Below are 23,180 nucleotides of genomic sequence, written 5' to 3'. Positions count from 1 at the left end.
AAATGGCTGTTATTACGAACTTAGTGAAGTAATCTGTTGGATTGGTGAAAAAGAGTTTAAAAACTTCTGCCCGTAAGCTAACAGATTGCCACGCTTCGCTCGCAAATGACAGCCATTTATACATTCCTTACTTGAACACTGATAATTGTTCAGTGAAAATTTAAACTATTCTGTCTTCCCTCCGACATCTGCAAATCCCCTTTTCTCCGTAAATTTGCTGTATGAATAAACTGAAATCACCCCTTTGGCTCATCAAATTAACCCATTTTGAATACTGGACTTGGTGGATGTTTTACATTCCATTGCTTCCATATTGGCTTTTTCAAGCGATACGCACTCGTTCGCTGACTTTCTTTACCAATGCCGACCCGTGCATAGATTATGGTGGTTTTTTTGGAGAATCCAAGATGGAAATTCTCCGTCAAATTCCGAGAGAATATTTACCTAAAACCATTTTTATTGAAAAACAAACAGACTTAAAAAGCATCGTTGATAGGCTTATTCAGGAGGATTTAGTCTATCCAATTATTTGTAAACCAGACGTAGGCGAAAGAGGTAATCAAGTTGAAAAACTATACAGTAATTATGATTTGGTAACATATTTAGGCAAGGTTCAAGACGATTTTATTATTCAAGAGTTCATTACTTATGACATCGAATTAGGCGTTTTGTATTATCGCTATCCAGATTCACTAAATGGAAAAGTTTCTTCGGTAACTCGCAAGGAATTTTTGTCGGTTTTTGGGGATGGAAAATCCAATGTTGAGCAATTGATGCAGCAAAGCACCCGTGCCAGATTTCAGATAGATTCCATGCGTAATCGTTTGGGCGATATGGGGATGAAGGAAGTCATCAAATTGGGTGAAAAAAGAATTCTTGAACCCATCGGAAACCACTGTCGGGGAACAAAATTTTTGGATAATAACTTTTTGTTAAACAGTAACTTAGATGAAGTTTTTGATAAAATTGCTCTAACGATTGACGGTTTTCATTACGGACGTTTTGATTTGAAAGTGAAATCAATTGAGGATTTATACGAAGGCAAAAATATTAGAATTATGGAATTGAACGGGGTAAGTTCTGAACCTGGACACATTTATGATCCTAAAAATACACTTTGGGCGGCTTATCGAGATTTGGCTCATCATTGGAAAATTATTGCCGATATTTCCATCCAACAACAACGAAAAGGAATTATGCCCTTACCCTTCGAAATATTATGGAAAGTGGTAAAACAACATTTTGTTTCGTAGAGTGACTGTTAAATTATGGAAAATTTCAAATAAATAAGTTACGAAAAATTTATTTATTTGTAGAGAAAAAATTGCCAAATCAAGTGGTGATGAAGTTTTAAATGTAATCAAAATGCTCATTTTCGTAATCACTTTTTTCATCAGTTTCGTAGGTTCAATTCATCCTGGACCTTTGAATCTTTCCGTTATTCAAACTACCTTACAGAAAGGACTTTTTCCAGCACTATTATTGGCTTTTGGCGGGGTAATTCCTGAAATGATTTACGGATATTTGGCAGTAGAAGGAGTAATGATTTTCAAGCAATACCCCTTTGCTTTTCAAGGTATGCAATGGGCGGTAGTTCCTATTTTATGGGGTTTGGGTATTCAACAAATTATTGCTTCTCGACAACCTAAACAAATATTAGAAAACGCAAAAGAATATAGTCAAACTACTTCAAAAGGAGTGTCCACTCGGGGAGCATCCACTCGGGGCTTTTTTCTCTCTCTTTTCAATCCTCAATTATTGCCTTATTGGATAGTAATCTTGATAAATTATCAAAATTATGATTTTTTAAAAATTATTGAGTTATCCGACAAAATTTTCTTTATATTCGGTACGAGTTTAGGAGCATTTGCGCTTAACTATGTGTATGCTTACGTGGCATTTAAGCAGCGAGAAAGGGTTTTTAAATATTTAAATCAAAAACATTTTGAACAAATTATTGGTTGGACTTTTGTGATTATGGGGCTTTTTCAAGTCATAAAATTGAGGTAATACTGTATAAATTTGTGTTGGAAAACAATAAATCCTTTTAATTTCTGAAATCAAAAGGATTTTATTGCCTAATTTGAGGTGGCGGTCTCAAAAAAAATGTTGTTCTGTATGAACATGGTATAAATTATAAGTCACTTTGCGGTTAGATATTTAACTTGATAATTTATGGTACAAATATCTATAAATATACGGTTACCGTACAATACCTAACGTAGGTATATTTAAACCACTCCCTAATTTTAATAAATGAACACACATCAAAATTATGAAAATATCATTACTCACGCCAAAAATACTTGGACAGAAATGACAAAAACGCATCCAGAGCAATTTGATACAAAATTATTCGATGAAAATTTACTGGATTTGCTTTCTCAAAATTCCAATACCGTCATTGCGGTTATCGGACTTAAAGATTATCGGAAATTATATCTGAGTAAAAATGTAAACGATATTTGGGGATATCGTATCGAAGACAACTCAATCTTAGGCGTCCTTCAATATGTTAATATGCTGTCTTTTAATCACGCTCTTTTCCCCATAATTGCGGGTAATTGGTACATAAAATGTTTGAAATCGGTGGCTTACGAAGATAAAATAAACCAAAAAATAGCTTTCGTAGGAGCGCAATTCAAAACACGTTTTGGTCAAACCAAACGAACTTTTATACAAACTGGACATTTAGAGGAAGATACCGACAGAAATCCAATCAATATTATTAATTCGATTCAAGATATTAGCCATCTGATGAAAGATGATTTTTGGTGGGGGCGTTATGCTTATGGAGATGATTGTCAAAAAGTAAAATATTACCATTCATCCGTTGGAAAAGCAGTTGATGGAGATATTGTGTCAGACCGAGAAAAAGATATTCTAAAACTTATTCAACAAGGTTTAGATTCTCCTGAAATTGCGGATAAATTATGTTTGAGTCTTTCTACGATACACACCCACCGCAAAAATATGCTTGCTCGTACAGGTATGAAAGACGTAACAGCATTGCTACAAATTGCACTTTCTCTGGGAATGATTTAAACCTGATTGCCTTTTTATACTTATCAAAAAGCCCAGTTAATTCTTTGTGGATTAAACTTGGCTTTCTTTGTTTTAAATCAATGCTTGTTACAATTTTTGATAACCTATCACATTTTTAGGATTTTATCCATAAATTTGTAATGGAACATGGATGAAATAGTACGTTATTTTGTGTATTTTCCTAATATCCTTACTCATAAAAATCCCTCCAAATGACCACTGAAAAGTTGTATCATCTTCCCGTTATGCTTCAAGAATGCCTTGAAGGTCTAAATATTCGCCCTGATGGCGTATATGTGGACGTTACTTTCGGGGGCGGAGGGCATTCCAAAGCAATCCTCGAACGTTTGGGCGAAAACGGCAAACTTATCGCCTTCGACCAAGACCCTGATGCCAAACAAAATTCACTCGCTTTTGCTGACGATAAACGCTTCACTTTTATCGAAGCCAATTTTAGAAATATTAAAAAATATCTTCGGTTGTACGGCGTAAAAAAAGTGGATGGAATCTTGGCCGATTTCGGCATTTCATCGCATCAAATTGATGAACCAAGTCGTGGATTTTCAACTCGTTTTGAGGGAGATTTGGATATGCGAATGAATCAAAAATCGGAGGTTTCTGCACTCAATGTTATTAATGAATATCCAGAAGCACAACTTCATAAAATTTTAGGAATGTATGGCGAAGTGAAAAATGCCAAAACCCTCGCCAGTGGAATCGTCAGTGCAAGGATGAATTCACCCATCAAAACAACGGGCGAGTTTAAGGCAGTTTTGGACAAATTTGCGCCTAAATTCAAGGAGTTTAAATATTACGCTCAGGTTTTCCAAGCCATCAGAATTGAGGTCAATCAAGAATTAGAAGTTATTCAAGAATTTTTGGAGCAAGTACCTGAATTACTGAAAGATACTGAAAGCAGATTGGTAATTATGACCTTTCATTCTTTAGAAGATAGATTAGTTAAAAATTATATCAAAGCGGGTAATTTCAAAGGAGAAATGGATAGAGATATTGTTTTCGGAACGGTTACTAAACCCTTGGAAGGCATCACCCGAAAACCCATTGAAGCATCTCTCGATGAATTATCAAGTAATAACAGAAGCCGAAGTGCAAAATTGAGAGTTGCTACAATTGTCTGATTTGGGATTTTCGATTTGAGATTTTGGATTTAATTTTGAATCTAACAAAATCCCAAATCCCAAATCCCAAATCTCAAATCAAATCATGGCAAAAAACGTATCAAAAAATAAAAATAGAAGCTCCGCAACTTACCGACCAAGTAAGGGGATTTTTGCTTTTTTCGACCGTGTTTTTAACATGGATAAAATATTGGGAGGCAAATTTCCGGCTTCTCAATTGAGATACGTTATCTGGATTTCGGGACTGATTGTCATTTATATTATTTCATCACTCAATGCGGAAAGTCTTATTCATCGAATTGATAAAATGAAGGCAGAAGTAGAAGAACAGCGAGCCGATTTTACTACTCGAAAAGCCGATTTTATGAAGGCTGGAAAGCAATCAGAAATCATCAAAAGAGTTGAACCAATGGGCTTGCAAGAAAACAAAACACCACCTACTAAGATAATTGTGAAAGAATAGCTTTGAGATGTGAGCCATGAGCTTTTAGTAAAAAAAATCTGCTCATTTCTCAAAGCTCATGGCTCAAAGCTAATAAAAAATGAACATCAAAAGAGACATCATATTTAGGGTTCGCCTTATGTTTTTGTTCATCCTCCTTTTTGCGGGGGGAATTGTTTGGCGTATTGTGAAATTACAAACGATTGAGGGCGTAAAATGGCGTGATAAAGCCAAACGTGTGTACGTGAAGGAAAGGGTTGTGGATGCTGTTAGGGGCAATATTTATGCTGCCGATGGTAGTTTATTAGCCACTTCTTTGCCCAAGTATAAATTAGGATTTGACCCACTCGTGTCAATGATTAACAAAGGAAATACCAAAATTTATGATGATGGTATTGATTCATTGTGTCACCTTTTAGCAAATTTTTATGGTGATAGAGACTGGAAAGATTATTATTCAATGATTGATTTAGCTCGCCGAGATAAAGTAAGTTATATTCGATTAAACGAAAGAAAGATTGATTTTCAACAGCGAAAAGCCATGGAAACTTGGCCCATTTTCAGAAATGGAAAATTTAAAGGTGGGGTCGTTTTTGAAAAAACCAATGAGCGTTATAATCCATTCGGAAAGATGGGTTTTAGAACCATTGGCTACAAAAAAGAGAAAGAAAAAGTTGGAATTGAAAATAGTTTTGACTCGCAGTTGGCGGGAACCAATGGGAAAGGTATTTTTGAAAAAATTGTGGGCGGAAGTTGGCGACCGATTGATGGTGGTGAGGAATCTATTCCAATTCCAGGCGTAGATATTCACACGACGATTGATGTAAATATTCAGGATGTGGCGGAAACGTCTTTGATGAAATATTTAAAACAATTGAATGCCGACAAAGGCTGTGTGGTGGTAATGGAAGTGGAGACGGGCGAAATTAAAGCCATGACAAATCTTACTCGTTTACGGGATACCTTGGCGTATGCGGAAACTTACAACCATGCTGTGTTAGGACTTTCAGACCCTGGTTCGGTCTTTAAATTGCCTTCGATGGTGGCCATGATGGAAATAAATTCTGGGCTCACTAACGAAGATTGGGTTCATACGGGAGATGGAACGCTAACGATTGGCAACAAAACCTTGAGAGATACCAAAGCCCACGGAACCATTACGGCGCAACAAGTCTTTGAAACTTCGTCAAATGTGGGTATGGCAAAATTAATGCAAAAATACTTTGGTGGAAAAGAAAGAGAATATTACAAAAAAATGCACGAATTTCATTTGGATGAACCCTTAAATTTTCAATTACGTCCCGATGCTCGGCCAGTAATCAATACGCCAAGATTGGGAGATATAACAGCAATGCCTTGGAATGCAATTGGTTATGGAACGTCTTTAACACCTTTGCAAATGTTAGCATTTTATAATGCCATTGCAAATAATGGAAAATGGATACAGCCAATTATTGTGAAGCAAACCCAAATTGTTGATAAAATTGAAGATGATTATAAGGTTTCTCAAGTGAAATACGAAGAACCTTTATGTAGCAAAGAAACCTTGATAAAGGTGAGAAAAATGTTAGAAGGCGTAGTAGAAAGAGGAACTGCGATGAACATAAAGAATGATTTATATAAAATTGCGGGTAAAACAGGCACGTCTCGGAAGTTTATCAATGGTAAATATCGGGAGGGAATGTATTATACCTCTTTTATCGGATATTTTCCTGCCGATGCGCCCAAATATAGTATTGTCGTGATGATTGATAATCCTCGTGGCGTGAAACAGGAAGCCCTTTTTGCCGCAGAAGCCTCGGCACCCGTTTTTAAGGAAATAGCCGATAAAATTTACGCTTGCGATATCAGAATGCACAAATTGCTGAACACTAAAAATCCAGATGCAAGGCAGTTTGCTACCACCAAGCAAGTCGTTCATACCTCAGATATCAAGGCGATTTGTGGAGAATTTAAAGTAGAAAAAGTGCCTACCAATGAGGGCTGGTCGGTTGTGCGGGGCGATGGTGGCGTTTTGGAATATCAAACTCGCCAAAATCCCAAAAGTACGGTGCCAGATACCCGAGGGATGACGCTGAAAAACGCTTTGTATGTGCTTGAAAACAAAGGGTTTAAGGTCTCATTTAAAGGAGCTGGCAAGGTTATTAGCCAATCCGTGCAACCAGGTGCAACAACCATCAGAAATAGAAATATTGGATTATTATTAAACTAAAGTTCTTGTTAAGTATTTTAAAAATAACCCTTCATTAAAATGTCAATTATTCAAAATCCATCTGAAAAAAACTCGAATAATCCCAAGCAATCTTTCTTGCGAAATGGGTTATTGGGTGCATTGTTGCTTGGTGTAATTTATTTATTTTATACACAATTTGGTCAAAATAAAAAAACTGATTTGACGGTAAGTCAAATTCAAATGAATGCCGAAGAAATCAAGGCAATCAATACTGACCTTGTCCGCTTGAGAGATGATATTAAAGATAATCGAACCAATATTCAGGAAAAGCAAAAGAAAATAGATGCCCTACAAGCCAAATTAGAAACTATTTCTGAGGAACGAAATAACAGTAATGATCGTGAGCGTGAAACGATGATGGCACTTTTGCGAAAGCAAATTGCCCAACTATCGGTTGATAAAACCCGAATACAAGCTCAAATGACCAAAACGATTGGTGAATACGAAGTTAGAATTGCTAACTTTCAGAAGATTTTGCAAGAAAAAGATAGCATCATTTCCTACCAAAAAACAACAATTCAAGAGTTAGAAAGTAACGTTGCCATCAAAAAAGCGGAAGTAAATGAATTGCAGGGCGAACTAAAAGAAACGGATAATATATTGAATATTTTGGATAATAAAATTCACGTAACGGTTACAAACGTAGGATTTTATTCCAACGGTTTTGATGATGCAGATAACGAATTATCTGATTCTAAAAACAAAAAAGACATTTCAGAAATGGGGATTTTTTATTCATTAAGTAGAAAATTACAGAATGATGAAAAATTAATTGCTGAATTGACATTACCAAATAGTGCTATCGTTGGTAAAAAAGAATTTACCAGACAAGACATTGAAAACATTGAAAAGCAATCTGAAAAAAGTGGCGTAGATAGACCCATGAGCATTAAAATTCAGAAAGGCTCATTTGATACGCCTTTGAAAGTGAATTTTTACATCAAAGCAGGAACAGGCGAAAAACATACTTTTTTGATTGATTCAAAATTGATTACAGATTTGAAAGCGAAACAGATTTATTGAACTCAATATCCAAAAAATTAGGCACACGGATTAAACGGATTAGACACGGATATCATTAATAAAAACCGTGTTTAATCCGTGTTCTATTTGTATACTTTAATTGATTTATCTATTATGAAAACACTATCCCAACTTACCGTAAATATTAAAAATAAAACCCTCATCGGCAATCCAGATGTGATGGTTTCTGAAATTACTATCGATTCTCGAAAAGTATCCGAAGATTCCTTGTTTGTGGCTTTGAAAGGAACACAAGTGGATGGACATACCTTTATTCAGAAGGCAATCGAGATGGGTGCAAAATCTATACTTTGTGAAGATTTACCTGAAAACCAGCCTGAAAATGTAACGTTTCTGCAAGTTCAAGATGCTTCCGAAACCTTAGGGTATTTGGCTTCTGAATTTTACGATAATCCTTCTAAAAAACTCAAATTAGTCGGTATCACAGGCACCAATGGTAAGACGACTACAGTGATGTTATTGTTCCGTTTATTCAGAAATTTGGGCTATCGTTGTGGGCTTATTTCCACCGTGCAAAACCAAATTGATGAAGATATTATTCCTTCAACGCATACCACTCCTGATGCGGTTAATCTCAATCAATTATTAGCAAAAATGGCTAAAGCGGGTTGTACTCACGCATTTATGGAAGTGAGTTCGCACGCTGTGGTGCAACACCGCATTACGGGTGTGAGTTTCACAGGCGCAATTTTCTCGAATATTACCCACGATCATCTCGATTTTCACGGTACGTTTGATAATTACATCAAAGCTAAAAAGGGATTTTTTGATGCACTTCCAAAAACTGCTTTTGCTTTAATTAACCTTGATGATAGAAGGGGAGGAGTTATGGTGCAAAATACCAAAGCAAGCATTAAAACGTATTCTTTAGAAACGCTTGCTACCGTGAAAGGACGCATCGTGTCGGACAGTATTTACGGTTTACAAATGGAAATAAATAACCACGATATTCACTTTCAATTGATTGGAACATTTAATGCCTATAATTTGATGGCAATTTACGGAGCAGCAATGCTTTTGGGCGAGGATTCTAACGAAGTTTTAGTAGAAATGTCAGGCTTGAAAACTGCTCCAGGACGTTTTGAGCAAATAGTTTCAATGAAAGACCAAAAGGTAGGAATTGTAGATTATGCCCATACGCCCGATGCTTTGGAAAATGTTTTAAAAACTATTAATCAGATAAAAGACGGCAATCAGCAAGTTATTACCGTTGTGGGTTGTGGAGGAAATCGTGATACGACCAAACGCCCCATTATGGCAAAAATTGCTTGTGAATTATCCAACAAAGTAATCCTAACTTCTGATAATCCAAGAAATGAAGATCCAACTGAAATTTTGGAACAAATGCGTAAAGGTATTCCACCCATTGATTTCAAAAAGACACAAATTATTGAAGACCGAAAAGAAGCTATTTTTTTGGCAGTCAGAGAATTAGCACAGGATGGTGACATTATTTTAGTAGCTGGGAAAGGGCACGAGAACTATCAAGAAATCAAAGGAATAAAATATCATTTTGATGACAAAGAGGCCCTGGCGGAGGCTTTTGAAGCTAACTAAGTATTAAAGAGAGGTAAGCCAAAGGTCCACGAACGATTGCTCGTTTCTGGGTTGGGAAAGGGGTATTATTGGTAATTTGTTGAATATATGCTGATAAACTTTTAAGAAAATTCATGATGAAGAGATAATGTGCGTTGATTTATTTATAGCACAAAGGTTGTACTAAAAAAAATAGGAATCAATACCGTTTAATAAAAGTGCAGAGATTTAATAATTTGATAAAATAGGTTCGGAAGGAGATGTTTGAGCCTATTTGGTATAAAAATAGCTGAATATTGGTTCGACAAATCATTTTAATATATAAAAATGGAGAAAATTTATGAGTTTTCTGGGATAAGTTGCTAAATCTATCAACCCAAATCAGCCATTCTACGAAACAAAATTTGAAATAAAAATGGTTATACGTTATTATTTTATAATCATTTTATTTAATTTATTAGAACAAAGAAAAGGATTAAGCTACTTACATTTCGTTAAATTTTACTTCAAAAATGCCTGTTATTGCGTAAATTGCACGATGCAATCAGTAGAATTCCAAGAAGAAATCACGGTTTTTGCCGACGTGATTATTCCCGTTGCCATTCCGAATTTATATACCTATCGTGTGCCTCGTGAACACGCTACGAGCATTTGTGTGGGGGCGAGAGTCATTGTGCAATTTGGCAAAACGAAGGTCGTAACGGCTGTCGTAGCTAAACTTCATAATACGCCACCCGCCAAATATCAGGCAAAATATGTCCTTGAATTATTGGACGATTCGCCCTTGGTTACACCCCAACAAATTGACTTATTCCATTGGATATCAGAATATTATATGTGTACGGTCGGTGAAGTGTTGAACGTTGCTTTACCGTCTGGGCTCAAAATTTCGAGTCTTTCAAAAGTTCAATATAACCCCGAATTTTCTTATCCCGAATTACTAACCGACCGTGAAGTTTTGATAATCGAAGAGCTGAAAAAACACCAATCTTTGAATTATGATGAACTCGCCCGTTTTGCCGAAGTAAAAAATGTTTACCATATCATTAAGTCTTTAATTCAGAAAAAAGCGATTATTGTTTTTGAAGAAGTTCGTGAAAAATATTCGCCTAAGATTCTGAAAAAAGTAAGGTTAAATGCTTTTTACGAAGAAGAAAATTATCTGAAAGCCCTTTTAGGTGAATTAGAGAAAAAACCAAAACAATTAGATATTCTCTTAAATTATCTTCGTCACGTTCCCGTGTTGCGAACTCCCGAATTGAATCGTAAAGGCTTGGAAAAGAAAGCTTTAGTCAAAGAAGATGTTTCGGATAGTGCTTTGAAAACCTTAATCAAAAACGGAATTTTAGAGCAATTTGAAATTATCGTAAGTCGATTTGAGGAAGATTTAGATTTTGTGGAAGCACCCGTTCCAATTCTTTCAACATCGCAAGAAAAGGCTTTTTCTGAAATTATGAACAGTTTTCAAGACAAGCAAACTACCTTACTGCACGGAATTACGGGAAGTGGCAAAACGGAGGTGTATATCAAACTGATTGAACAGGTTTTAGAAAGTGGTTCACAAGTTTTGTATCTCCTGCCCGAAATTGCTTTGACTACCCAAATTGTCATCAGATTACGGAAAGTTTTTGGGGATAAAATGGGTATTTATCACTCCCGATTTTCGGATAATGAACGGGTTGAAGTTTGGAAAGGCGTTGTTTCTGGTAAATTTCAATTTGTGGTTGGGGTGCGTTCTGCCGTGTTTTTGCCTTTTAATAACTTGGGCCTAATCATTGTGGATGAAGAACATGAAACTTCCTACAAACAATTTGACCCCGCACCAAGATACCACGCCCGAGATGTAGCGGTCGTGATTGCCCACCGACAAAAGGCGAAAGTTTTGTTGGGTTCAGCCACGCCTTCCATCGAAAGTTTTTATAATGCCCAAACTAATCGTTACGGTTTTGTGGAAATGAAAGAACGCTTTGGAAATACGCAATTGCCTGATATTGAACTGATTGATGTTAAAATTGCTCGAAAACAAAAGATGGTAAAAGGCGATTTTTCGGATTTGATGTTGGATAAAGTAAGGCTCAATTTAGAGCAAAAACAACAAACTATTTTCTTCCAAAACCGCCGAGGATATTCGCCTTATATTCAGTGCGAAGACTGTGATACGATTGCTTCTTGCAATAATTGCGATGTCAGTTTGACCTATCATTATAACGGTCAGGAATTGCGTTGTCACTATTGCGGATTTCACGAACCCATGCCCCGAACTTGTCAGGCTTGCGGTTCTGCCAAATTGCGGACGAGAGGTTATGGTACAGAAAAAATTGAAGAAGAATTACAAATTTTGTATCCCTCAGCTAAAATTGCCCGCATGGATTTGGACACAACTCGTACAAAATATGCCTTTCAAACGCTGATAAATGAAGTGGAAAGTGGGGGCGTGGATATGCTCGTGGGTACACAAATGGTAGCTAAAGGGCTTGATTTTGAGAAAGTTAGCTTAGTATGCGTCTTCGATGCCGACCGTATGATTCACTTTCCAGACTTTCGTGCGGCAGAAAGGGCTTTTCAATTATTAACCCAAGTTTCGGGTCGGGCGGGGCGGAGAAGTACGCAAGGAAAAGTATTAATTCAGACCAATAATCCTTCCCAAAAAATCCTGACGCAAATTATTGAAAACGATTATGTGGGTTTATACAAAGACGAAATAAAAGAGCGAGAAGATTTTCAATATCCGCCCTTCACCAGACTTATTCAATTGACTATCAAACATATAGATGAACCAATGGCCGAAAAAGCCGCCATTGAATTAGCCAATAAATTATCCGAAAAACTGAGCAAGCAAAGAGTTTTAGGGCCAGAAAAACCCTTGGTAGAACGCATCAGAAATCAGTTTTTGTTTGAAATAATGGTCAAATTAGAGAAGACTTTAAACCTAAAAGCCGCCAAAGAATTCATTGCCGAGGAAGTAATGAATATCAGATTATCAAAGGATTTTAAAGGGGTTTCTATGGTAGTGGATGTGGATTGTGGGTAAAGGATTGGAATAAATACTGATGGCATGACTCAAAGTCATGCCATCAGTATAATTACAACAAAAACCCTACTTCTCCAACATCTCCCTCAAAGCCTTATCAGTTTGAAAACCAACGGCTCGCATGACCATTTTACCGTCTTTGAAAATTAAAAATGTTGGGATTTCATCTACTTTAAAATCGGCTACTAATGCCTTGTTTGCGTCTGAATCTACTTTTTCTATGGCAACTTTATCACCCAATTCAGCCTTCAATTTATCAACTGTGGGCATCATTTTTAGACAAGGAGCACACCACGTTGCGTAGAAATCTAACATGACCACTTTACCGCCTTTCAATAAATTATCTAAATATTCTTTCGACATCGCATTTTTTGAATCCGCTGGTTTTACGCCTTCTACGGGTTTCATTTTGGTAGTCCATTTCAAATAGCCACCGCCCATTTCATAAATTTCTTTGAAACCATTTTGTCGCATGATGTTGGCAGCCTCGGCACTTCTTCCACCCGATAGACAATAAACAAAAATGGGTTTGGTTTTATCCAAAGTCTGAATTTTTTCTGCAAAATCTGGACTTTTATAATCCACGTTTTGGGCTTTTGGTAAATGTCCACCACCGAATTCGCCCGTGGTGCGTACATCTACGAGTTGAGCGTTTTGCGTTTCAGCATATTTTTTCTCAAAATCGTCGGTTGACAAAACTTGTGAGAGGCAAATTACCTGATTTGCAAAATATAATATGGTAAAAAATATAATTGAACGAATATTATTTTTCATTTTTTTGAGTATTAATGCTATTACTGATTTAAACTATTGGAAAAGTACAAACAATTTTGAAAAAAGGATTAATTTTGAAGTTTGAAAAGAGAAGTGTTCAATTTTCAAGTCTCAATGTTCGGCTTTCAACATTTTACTATTGATAAAATATTGATTTTTGAATAATGAAAATTACAAAATAATAACGTTTTAAAATTATTTTATTTTATATTTTCGCTAAATATAGAATAAAATCAAAAACAAAATCTAAGCAAAATGAGTGCAATTAAGTCCGTACACGCAAGACAAATTTTGGATTCTCGTGGAAATCCAACAATCGAAGTAGATATTCATACCGAAGACGGTGCTTTTGGACGTGCCGCTGTGCCTTCGGGTGCTTCAACGGGTATTCACGAAGCCGTTGAGTTACGTGACGAAGATAAAAGTGTTTATGGTGGCAAGGGTGTTTTGAAAGCCGTTGATAATGTAAATACAAAAATTGCTGAGGAACTTTGGGGTATGGAAGTTTCTGAACAAAGTATGATTGACCGTATCATGATTGATTTGGACGGTACGCCAAACAAGGGAAATTTAGGAGCAAATGCTATTTTGGGCGTTTCTTTGGCAGTAGCTAAAGCAGCGGCTCAAGAGTCTGGTTTGTCATTATATCGTTATATTGGTGGTGTTAATGCCAATACTTTGCCAGTGCCAATGATGAACATTTTGAACGGTGGTTCGCACGCTGATAACTCGATTGACTTCCAAGAATTCATGGTTATGCCCGTGAAAGCTGAGTCATTCTCGCACGCTTTACGCATGGGAACTGAGGTTTTTCATGCGTTGAAAGGTGTGTTGAAATCGAAAGGATATTCAACTAACGTAGGGGATGAAGGTGGTTTTGCTCCAAACATCAAATCTAACGAAGAGGCTATCGAAATCGTTTTGCAATCAATTGAAAAAGCAGGTTTCAAGCCAGGTGAAGATATTTTCATCGCAATGGATGCTGCTGCTTCTGAATTTTATGACGAAAAAACTGGTCTTTATACTTTCAAGAAATCGGATGGTAAGCAATTGAATAACATGGAAATGGCCGCTTATTGGAAGACTTGGGCGGATAAATATCCAATTATTTCTATCGAAGACGGTATGGCTGAAGACGATTGGGCTGGTTGGGCAGAACAAACTCGTTTGTTAGGAAAACAAATCCAATTAGTAGGTGACGATTTGTTTGTAACGAACGTGAAACGTTTACAAATGGGAATCGAGCAAGGAATTGCGAATGCTGTGTTGGTGAAAGTAAACCAAATCGGTTCTTTAACTGAAACAATTGATACCATCAATTTAGCGAAACGTAATTCATACAAAAACATTATGTCGCACCGTTCTGGCGAGACTGAAGATTCAACAATTGCTGATTTAGCGGTTGCTTTGAACACGGGTCAGATCAAAACTGGTTCGGCTTCTCGTTCAGACCGTATGGCGAAATATAATCAATTGCTTCGTATCGAAGAGGAATTAGGAGCAAATGCTTATTTCCCAGGATTGAATATGTAATCATAAATATTGGCAAAAAGCCCTTTCAGAATTTTCTGGAAGGGCTTTTTGTGGTTTAATATTTTAACAAAACAAAAAGAGACGCTGAAATTCAACGTCTCTTTTTGTTTAATTTATCTCGAAAGGTACAAATTTCGTTCCCCATAAACCTTTCTGAAAAAATCATCTTTCAGTGAATCTATGAAATAAATTGCTTCTCCTGTCGATTTCATTTCTGGTCCTAATTCCATGTTTACATTCGGGAATTTATTGAATGAAAATACGGGTATTTTGATGGCATAACCTTTTTTCTTAGGTTGAAAGTTGAAATCTTTTACTTTCGCTCCCAACATCACCTTCGTTGCGTAATTCACGTAAGGTTCTTGGTAGGCTTTGCAAATAAACGGAACCGTCCGTGATGCTCTCGGATTGGCTTCGATGATATAAACAATTTCGTTCTTCACGGCAAATTGGATATTTAGTAAGCCTTTGGTTTTCAGAGCGATAGCGATTTTTTTGGTATGGGCTTCAATTTGTTTGATAACATTTTCGGATAAATCAAACGGAGGCAAAACAGAATGTGAATCGCCTGAGTGAATCCCTGCGGGTTCGATGTGTTCCATGATTCCGATGATATACACATCTTCGCCATCACATATTGCATCGGCTTCTGCTTCAATCGCATTTTCAAGGAAATGGTCAAGCAAGATTTTATTTCCTGGAATATCTCTTAAAATATCAACTACGTGTTGTTCCAATTCTTGTTCGTTGATGACAATTTTCATCGACTGCCCACCCAATACATACGAAGGACGCACCAACAATGGAAAACCTAATTCACGACTCACCTCAACGGCATGGTCTGCCGATTCAACTACACCAAACTTAGGAAAAGGAATCTCATTTTCTTGTAATAAAGCCGAGAAAGCCCCTCTATCTTCCGCCAAATCAAGGGCTTCAAAAGAAGTACCGATAATTTTGATGCCGTATTTAGACAATTTTTCTGCTAATTTCAATGCTGTTTGTCCGCCCAATTGAACGATAACACCTTCTGGTTTTTCGTGTTGAATGATGTCGTAAACGTGTTCCCAGAAAACGGGTTCAAAGTATAATTTATCGGCAATGTCAAAATCTGTCGAAACTGTTTCGGGATTCGAGTTAATCATAATCGTTTCATAACCCGCTTCTTTCGCCGCTAAAATTCCATGAACACACGAATAATCAAACTCAATTCCTTGTCCAATTCTATTAGGGCCAGAACCCAAAACCACCACTTTCTTCTTATTCGTAGAAATGGACTCATTATCCAAGGTTTCAGAACCTTGCGAGAATGTTGAGTAGAAATAAGGCGTTGAGGCTTCAAATTCTGCCGCACAAGTATCCACACATTTATATACCCGTTTGATACCTAAGTTATTTCTTTTGTCGTAAATCTCTGATTCTAAGCAATTTAAAGAATAAGCGATTTGTCTATCGGCAAAACCTTTATGCTTGGCTTCTTCTAATAAATCCTTTGGAACGTTGATGAGATTAAATTTCTCCATTTCGTTTTCAACTCGGACTAAATCTTCAATTTGGTATAAAAACCATTTGTCAATTTTGGTAGTTTGTTGAATCGTTTTGAAAGATATTCCAATTTTGAAGGCATCATAAATATGGAAAAGGCGATTCCAAGAAGGATTTGCCAACGAGTGCATAATAGCATCTTGGTCACGCAAACCTTTGCCGTCTGCACCCATTCCATTCCGTTTAATTTCAAGTGATTGACAGGCTTTTTGGAGCGCTTCTTGGAAGTTGCGACCGATACCCATTGTTTCACCCACTGACTTCATTTGGAGTCCCAAAGTTTTGTCGGCACCTTTAAATTTATCGAAATTCCAACGAGGAATTTTCACGATAACATAATCAAGGGCAGGCTCAAAATAGGCGGAAGTTGTGCCAGTTATGGCATTGTTTAATTCATCTAAGTTATAACCAATCGCCATTTTTGCGGCAATTTTTGCAATTGGATAACCCGTTGCTTTCGATGCTAACGCCGACGAGCGAGAAACCCGTGGATTGATTTCGATGGCAATAATATCATCATTTTCAGGATTTAACGAAAACTGTACGTTACATCCACCCGCAAATTGACCAATGGCATTCATCATTTTGATGGCCATATCACGCATTTTCTGATAAATGGTATCTGGCAAAGTCTGAGCAGGAGCCACCGTGATAGAATCTCCTGTGTGAATTCCCATTGGGTCAAAGTTCTCAATTGAACAGATAATAATTACGTTTCCTAAGTTGTCACGCAATAATTCTAATTCATATTCTTTCCAACCTTTAATAGATTGTTCCACTAATACTTCGTGCGTTGGCGATGCGTGCAAACCTTTATTGAGGGCAGCATCAAAGTCTTTTGCATCATTGACGAAGCCTCCGCCCGTTCCGCCAAGCGTAAAAGAAGGACGAATTACTAAGGGGAAACCCGTTTCTTGGGCAATTTCTTTTCCTTCCAAAAATGAGCGAGCAGTACGTCCTTTACAAACGCCAACGCCAATTTCAATCATTTTCAGACGGAATTTTTCACGGTCTTCGGTGGTTTCAATCGCCTTAATATCCACGCCAATTAGTTCCACACCGTATTTTTGCCAAACACCCGCAGAATCACAGTCGATAGCTAAATTTAAGGCCGTCTGACCACCCATAGTTGGCAAAACGGCATCAATTGGAATGCCTTCGGCTTGATGTTTTTCTAAGATTTCGATAATAGAATTCTTATCGAGCGGTTTCAAATAGACATAATCGGCATTGAGCGGGTCTGTCATAATGGTGGCAGGATTGGAATTTATCAAGGCAACCTTGATGCCTTCTTCACGCAATGAGCGAGCCGCCTGTGAACCTGCATAATCAAACTCGCAAGCCTGACCGATAATAATTGGACCTGAACCGATAATAAGAACGGACTTAATGGAAAGATTTTTTGGCACTTTTTTATTTTTTTAGGAGATTATTCATTTGACGTACCTTGCCTACGCCCCAAAATTCCACAAAGTTAATACAAAGCACCGAAACTGAAAGGCTTGTTTTTTATTTCATTGATTTTTTAAATTTATTCTTGAAGAAGTTAAAAATGTTTAACTAACAATTCACTAACAGACTGGGGTGAGTTTGTTGAGTAATTTGCTTAAACTATTTCCCACTCTTAAAAATAATATTAATATCCTGAAAAGAACTACTCTACTATTACTCGTCCTCTATTGCTCCTTCGCTGGATTCTCTGAAATATAAAAGCGTAATCGTTCTCAATTAACAGTTTTTATCATTAAAATCTTATTTATGTGGACAAAAAGCAAAATCAGGCTTAATCTCATACATTAAGAAAGGTTCAACTTTTTGCTTAAATTGGGCAGTAGCCAATACTCACGTTGTTGGCAAAATTGGAGATGATAAAGGTAATTGGAAACCCATTGTTGATACTGTGTTTTCAAATATTGAACATTTTAACGATTACCGTAAAAGTTGTCCGAAAGTAAATGGAGCTATTTACGTAATCAACGGTAATTCTGAAATAGAAGTAAATAATCGTAAAACTATTGATATGGATACCATTTGCCATTACCAATTTTAGGGTGGTAAATAGTGCAAAAACTAAAAGAATACCGCTTTCAGTTTCGGATAAATTCGTCAGAATTAGAACGGAAACTACATCGGCAGAAAATGACACGATTTATATTGAAACAAGTCGAAATACTTGGGTATCAACAAGTAATTTTTCAAAAGTATTTTCTGAATTGAAACGTCTCGGAAAAATACTCCTGACCCACATCCGCTTTATTTTGTTAATAATCAAGAAATTGACGCTGAAAAATTAAAACAGTACAAACCCAAAAAACTCGAATTTGTGGAATCCTTAGAAGGTTGTGATGCTATTTCGAGATACGGAAAACGGGCTGAGTTTGGCGTGGTTATTTATCGAAAAAAGAAAATAGAATAAAACGTCAATAGGCAATAAATCAGTTTTATTGCCTATTTTTTTTAACTTGCAACCACATCGTTATCAGTAGGTAACATAGATAACAAAAATCAACAAATCCATTAAACGCAATCCTCATAAACAACTTGAAAACAAAAAAATAAAAGAAAGCTAATGTCTATTTTTCTATGTTTCCTAAGTTATCTATGTGGTTGCAAAAATCAACAACAATGAAAAAATCAATCAAATTATTCTTCCTAATCATCCTCATTGCTCAAGACTCAACGCTGCTAGCTCAAAAGAAAAACATTACGCTCGAAGACATTTGGGCAAAAGGAACATTCCGTTCGCAAAGCGTTCAGCAAATAAACTGGATGAAAGACGGGGCATTTTATTCTGCTTTGGAAGGCGAGAAAATTATCAAACACCAAGTAACAGACGGAGCCGCCGTTGCCACGCTTTTTGATGCAGCCACGAGTGTTGAAAACCTCGGCAAAAAAGTGGCTATCGAAGATTATGCACTTTCGGCAGACGAACAAAAGATCTTAATTTCTGCGGAAAGTGAGCCAATTTATCGCCGTTCTTCACGAGAAGAGAATTTTGTTTATGACCTCAAAACTAAGAAGTTATCGCAATTATCGAAAGGCGGGAAGCAAATGTTTGCTACTTTCTCGCCCGATGGTTCGAAGGTCGCTTTTGTGCGTTTGAATAATTTATATACGGTCGATTTAGCCACGATGACCGAGAAGCAAATTACGACGGATGGGAAATGGAATCACATCATCAACGGTGCTTGCGACTGGGTTTATGAAGAAGAATTTTCTTTCGCAAAAGCCTTTCAATGGTCGCCCGATAGCAAAAAAATTGCCTTTATTTCCTTCGATGAAACCAAAGTGCCAGAATATAATATGCAGACTTGGGGCAAATTATATCCAACGGATTACAAATATAAATATCCCAAAGCGGGCGAGCCAAATTCAATCGTAACGGTGTCTATTTTCAACTTGACTGTTAGCAAAACCGTAAAAGTGGATATTGGCAAAGAAACCGACCAATATATTCCCAGAATTCGTTGGACAAATGATGCTAATGTGTTGTCTTTGAATAGATTAAATCGTTTGCAAAACAAAATGGAAATCCTTCATGCGGAGGCAAATTCGGGCAAAACGAGCGTGATTTTGACGGAAGAAAGCAAAACCTACGTAGACGTTGAGAATTTTGCGGACGATGTATATTATTTAGCGGACAATAAATCGTTCGTCATGTCATCAGAAAAAGATGGTTTCAAGCACTTGTATTTGTATGATATAACAGGAAAATTAATTCGCCAAATCACGACAGGGAATTGGGAAGTAGCTGATTTCTATGGTATTGACGAAAAAACGAAGACTTTGTATTTTACCTCAATGGAGATGTCGAACATCGAAAGACAGCTTTTTAGTATTTCATTGGAAGGTAAATTAAAGAAACAATTGACTTCGGAAAAAGGTATGAATTCTGCCAATTTTAGCAAAGATTTTAAATTTTATATCCTCAGCAATACCGCATCGGATAGTCCTTTGAAGGTTAGTTTGCATAAAGCTCAAACGGGTGAATTGGTGAAAGTTTTGGAAGACAATGCTGCTCTACGCAAGAAATTGGAAGATTATAACATCGCTCCAAAGGAATTTATGACCATCAAAACCTCCGAAAACATCGAATTGAACGCTTGGATGATTAAGCCAAGGGATTTTGACGCAACAAAAAAATATCCCGTATTTATGTTCTTGTACGGAGGCCCAGGAAGTCAGCAAGTTTTGAATAATTTTGATGCTTCTAACGGAATGTGGTTTCAGCATTTGGCACAAAAAGGATACATCGTGGCTTGCGTGGACAATCGTGGAACGGGCGGAAAAGGAGCCGATTTCAAGAAAGTTACTTATTTGAATTTGGGTAAATTGGAAGTAAAAGACCAAATTGAAGCGGCAAAATATTGGGGTTCATTGCCTTACGTGGATAAAACCAGAATCGGGATTTTTGGCTGGTCGTATGGTGGATATATGTCGTCCAATTGTTTGTTTCAAGGAGCCGATTATTTCAAAACTGCCATCGCCGTTGCACCCGTAACCAACTGGCGTTTTTATGACACCATTTACACCGAAAGATTCTTGAGAACTCCCCAAGAAAACGCTTCTGGTTATGATGAAAACTCACCTGTAACCTATGCCAAAAATCTAAAAGGCAATTTCTTATTAGTACATGGTACGGGCGATGACAACGTACATTTCCAAAACTCAATCTCGTTGGAAGATGCCCTCATCAAAGCCAATAAACAATTCCAATCGTTCTATTATCCAAACAAAAATCATGGTATCTACGGGGGAAATACTCGTTTGCATTTGTTTACGATGATGACGAATTTCTTGGAGAAGAATTTGTAGGGGGTTATTACTTCTTGAAAGTTCTTTTTACTTTCGGGAAGTTTAACTCTCGGTAGAACTTCTCGAAAGTAGAAGGAACTTTCGAGAAGTATAATTCGCTGACATCACTTCCCGAAAGTTATTTTTACTTTCGGGAAGTTGAAAACGCAGATAGAATTTTTGAGAAGTTTAATTCTCAGAACTTCTCGAAAGTAGAAGGAACTTTCGAGAAGCATAATTCGCTGACATCACTTCCCGAAAGTTATTTACCCGCAATGGAAATTCTCAGAACTTCTCGAAAGTAGAAGGAACTTTCGAGAAGCATAATTCGCTGACATCACTTCCCGAAAGTTATTTCTACTTTCGGGAAGTTCTGACTTGAAGTAAAGTTGTTTTGGAGAACGAATTTTCAAGAACGGGAAGTTGCCAAGAAGTGAATTAAACATTTTCAAACATTCGAACTATAGATGAAAAATTACGAAATACCACTATTACAAGAAAATTATTACCACATTTACAACCACGCCAATGGAAGTGATAATTTATTCTTAAATTCTGAAAATTATCGTTATTTTTTACAACGTTACGCTACTTTTATTAGTCCAATTGCTGATACATTTGCCTATTGTTTGATGCCGAATCATATCCATTTCCTTATTAGAATTAAATCTGAGCCTGATTTACAAAATGCGTATCAATATAAAACACAATTGAGAAAAATACTTTTAGAAGAAGATATTCCAAACTATTTAAGTCGGGAATTTGCAAGCCTGTTTAGTTCATATTCTCAAGCGTTCAATAGACAAAATGGGAGAAAAGGAAGTCTATTTATGCCTAATTTTAAACGTAAACTTGTGGAAACGGAAAGCTATTTTAGTCAATTAGTCTATTACATTCATGCAAATCCTGTTCATCATGGTTTTGTTAAAGATTTATCAGCTTGGTATTATTCATCATATCACGCCTTTTTATCTCGCAAACAGACTAATTTACAAAGAGATGAAGTATTGAATTGGTTTGGAAATGTTGATAGTTTTAAGGCATTTCATGAGGGAACGCCATTAGGAGGGAAATTAGATTTTGATTAACCATTACTACTTAGTCTTAGTCGAGAAACATTCGGGAAGTTGAAGGATAAGTAGAATTACCAAAAGAGGATGATTTATTGAGAATATTAGAATCTTACCCCAAACCAAAATGACGCCAAAAACCTACATCACCACAGGCGAGAATATTCCTACGCCAACCGCACCCATCAGTAATGCCGTAGTGGCAGGAAATTATTGCCATGTGAGCGGGCAATTAGCGGTTGATAAAAATGGTGTTTTTGTGGGCGGAACTACGCTGGAACAAGCTCAGTTGGCTTTTAACAACGTTTTTGCCATTTTAAAAGAAGCCAAATTCTCGAAAGAAGATATCGTATTTATCGACTTGGCTTTTATTGATTTAAAGGATATTTCTGTCTTAAATCAATTCTACGATTCCCTTTTTGAAACGGGTCGTAAACCCGCCAGAACGGTTTATCAAGCCGCCGCTTTGCCTTTTGATGGCAGGATTAAAGTGATGGCAATTGCCATTAAATGAGTGATTTCTTGGAACGAAAATTATTACAGAATCGTCTTATCTGAAATTACTCATGGCATGACTCAACACGTAATTTATTAGTAATTGATAAACGTATATAAGTCATGCCATGAGTGTCAATCAAAAAACCAATAAACCAATGAAAAACTCACCGCTCGGTTCACAAGGATTAATTGCTTCACAAATTGGCTTAGGGTGCATGGGAATGTCAGAATTTTATGGCGATGCTGATGAATCCGAATCACTGCGTACTCTCCACCGTGCGTTGGAAATTGGCGTTAATTTCTGGGATACTTCCGATGTTTATGGCCCTCATACCAACGAAATTTTATTGAGTAAAGTTTTGAAAGATAGACGAAATGAAGTCGTTTTAGCCACAAAATTCGGTATCGTTCGTGACCCCAATGACCCTACCAAAAGAGGATTTAGTGGCAAGCCCGAATACTGCCAAAAATCGTGTGAGGATAGTTTGAAACGCTT

At 36.9% G+C, this 23,180-nt stretch carries 17 protein-coding genes; 14 read left to right on the top strand and 3 right to left on the bottom strand.

Annotated elements, in window-relative coordinates:
• Positions 1 to 221 precede the first annotated feature (221 nt).
• From AC1W31_RS13950 to priA, 9 genes are all read left to right on the top strand, one after another.
• A complete protein-coding gene (locus AC1W31_RS13950) occupies positions 222 to 1,253 on the top strand; it encodes a hypothetical protein (RefSeq protein ID WP_481735078.1) in 1,032 nt (343 codons plus the stop codon).
• Between the two features lie 112 nt (positions 1,254 to 1,365).
• Entirely contained in the window at positions 1,366 to 2,010 is a 645-nt protein-coding gene (locus tag AC1W31_RS13945) for a LysE family translocator (protein WP_481735077.1), read from the top strand.
• Between the two features lie 246 nt (positions 2,011 to 2,256).
• The gene (locus tag AC1W31_RS13940; protein WP_481735076.1) at positions 2,257 to 3,045 is read left to right on the top strand and encodes a response regulator transcription factor; all 789 of its coding nucleotides are present in this window, start codon (positions 2,257 to 2,259) and stop codon (positions 3,043 to 3,045) included.
• Between the two features lie 212 nt (positions 3,046 to 3,257).
• Positions 3,258 to 4,184 (top strand): 16S rRNA (cytosine(1402)-N(4))-methyltransferase RsmH, encoded by a 927-nt coding sequence (gene rsmH / locus AC1W31_RS13935; protein ID WP_481735075.1) that lies wholly within the window; start codon positions 3,258 to 3,260, stop codon positions 4,182 to 4,184.
• An 85-nt stretch (positions 4,185 to 4,269) separates the two neighbouring features.
• Positions 4,270 to 4,647 carry an FtsL-like putative cell division protein gene (locus AC1W31_RS13930; protein WP_481735074.1) on the top strand — a complete coding sequence of 126 codons (378 nt, stop codon included), beginning with the start codon at positions 4,270 to 4,272 and terminating at the stop codon, positions 4,645 to 4,647.
• A gap of 79 nt (positions 4,648 to 4,726) precedes the next feature.
• Positions 4,727 to 6,838 (top strand): penicillin-binding protein, encoded by a 2,112-nt coding sequence (locus tag AC1W31_RS13925; protein WP_481735073.1) that lies wholly within the window; start codon positions 4,727 to 4,729, stop codon positions 6,836 to 6,838.
• A gap of 39 nt (positions 6,839 to 6,877) precedes the next feature.
• A complete protein-coding gene (locus tag AC1W31_RS13920) occupies positions 6,878 to 7,882 on the top strand; it encodes a hypothetical protein (protein WP_481735072.1) in 1,005 nt (334 codons plus the stop codon).
• Between the two features lie 114 nt (positions 7,883 to 7,996).
• Positions 7,997 to 9,460 (top strand): UDP-N-acetylmuramoyl-L-alanyl-D-glutamate--2,6-diaminopimelate ligase, encoded by a 1,464-nt coding sequence (locus AC1W31_RS13915; protein WP_481735071.1) that lies wholly within the window; start codon positions 7,997 to 7,999, stop codon positions 9,458 to 9,460.
• A 517-nt stretch (positions 9,461 to 9,977) separates the two neighbouring features.
• Positions 9,978 to 12,470, top strand: coding sequence for a replication restart helicase PriA (gene priA, locus AC1W31_RS13910; RefSeq protein ID WP_481735070.1), 2,493 nt, complete (start codon positions 9,978 to 9,980; stop codon positions 12,468 to 12,470).
• 66 nt (positions 12,471 to 12,536) lie between these two features.
• Here the strand turns inward: priA and AC1W31_RS13905 are convergent, their stop codons facing one another.
• Positions 12,537 to 13,244, bottom strand: a complete 708-nt coding sequence (locus tag AC1W31_RS13905) for a thioredoxin domain-containing protein (RefSeq protein WP_481735069.1) — start codon at positions 13,242 to 13,244, stop codon at positions 12,537 to 12,539.
• Between the two features lie 255 nt (positions 13,245 to 13,499).
• Here AC1W31_RS13905 and eno point away from each other — a divergent pair, with 255 nt between their 5' ends.
• A complete protein-coding gene (gene eno / locus AC1W31_RS13900) occupies positions 13,500 to 14,777 on the top strand; it encodes a phosphopyruvate hydratase (RefSeq protein WP_481735068.1) in 1,278 nt (425 codons plus the stop codon).
• Positions 14,778 to 14,890: 113 nt separating this feature from the next.
• Here the strand turns inward: eno and carB are convergent, their stop codons facing one another.
• Positions 14,891 to 17,731: a carbamoyl-phosphate synthase large subunit gene (carB, locus tag AC1W31_RS13895; protein WP_481735067.1), complete on the bottom strand. Its 2,841-nt coding sequence runs from the start codon at positions 17,729 to 17,731 to the stop codon at positions 14,891 to 14,893.
• 497 nt (positions 17,732 to 18,228) lie between these two features.
• On the bottom strand, positions 18,229 to 18,468 hold the full coding sequence (locus AC1W31_RS13890; protein WP_481735066.1) for a hypothetical protein: 240 nt from the start codon (positions 18,466 to 18,468) through the stop codon (positions 18,229 to 18,231).
• Between the two features lie 479 nt (positions 18,469 to 18,947).
• Between AC1W31_RS13890 and AC1W31_RS13885 the strand changes: the two genes are divergently transcribed.
• The 4 genes from AC1W31_RS13885 to AC1W31_RS13870 all read left to right on the top strand — a co-directional run.
• Positions 18,948 to 21,137, top strand: coding sequence for a S9 family peptidase (locus AC1W31_RS13885; RefSeq protein WP_481735065.1), 2,190 nt, complete (start codon positions 18,948 to 18,950; stop codon positions 21,135 to 21,137).
• Positions 21,138 to 21,583: 446 nt separating this feature from the next.
• Positions 21,584 to 22,204: a transposase gene (locus AC1W31_RS13880; RefSeq protein ID WP_481735064.1), complete on the top strand. Its 621-nt coding sequence runs from the start codon at positions 21,584 to 21,586 to the stop codon at positions 22,202 to 22,204.
• Between the two features lie 109 nt (positions 22,205 to 22,313).
• Positions 22,314 to 22,700 carry a RidA family protein gene (locus AC1W31_RS13875; RefSeq protein ID WP_481735063.1) on the top strand — a complete coding sequence of 129 codons (387 nt, stop codon included), beginning with the start codon at positions 22,314 to 22,316 and terminating at the stop codon, positions 22,698 to 22,700.
• Positions 22,701 to 22,839: 139 nt separating this feature from the next.
• On the top strand, positions 22,840 to 23,180 hold a 341-nt coding region (locus tag AC1W31_RS13870), incomplete at its 3' end, for an aldo/keto reductase (protein ID WP_481735061.1).

This window comes from Arcicella sp., from assembly GCF_964672035.1.
This window is presented reverse-complemented; position numbering and strand designations above follow the sequence as displayed.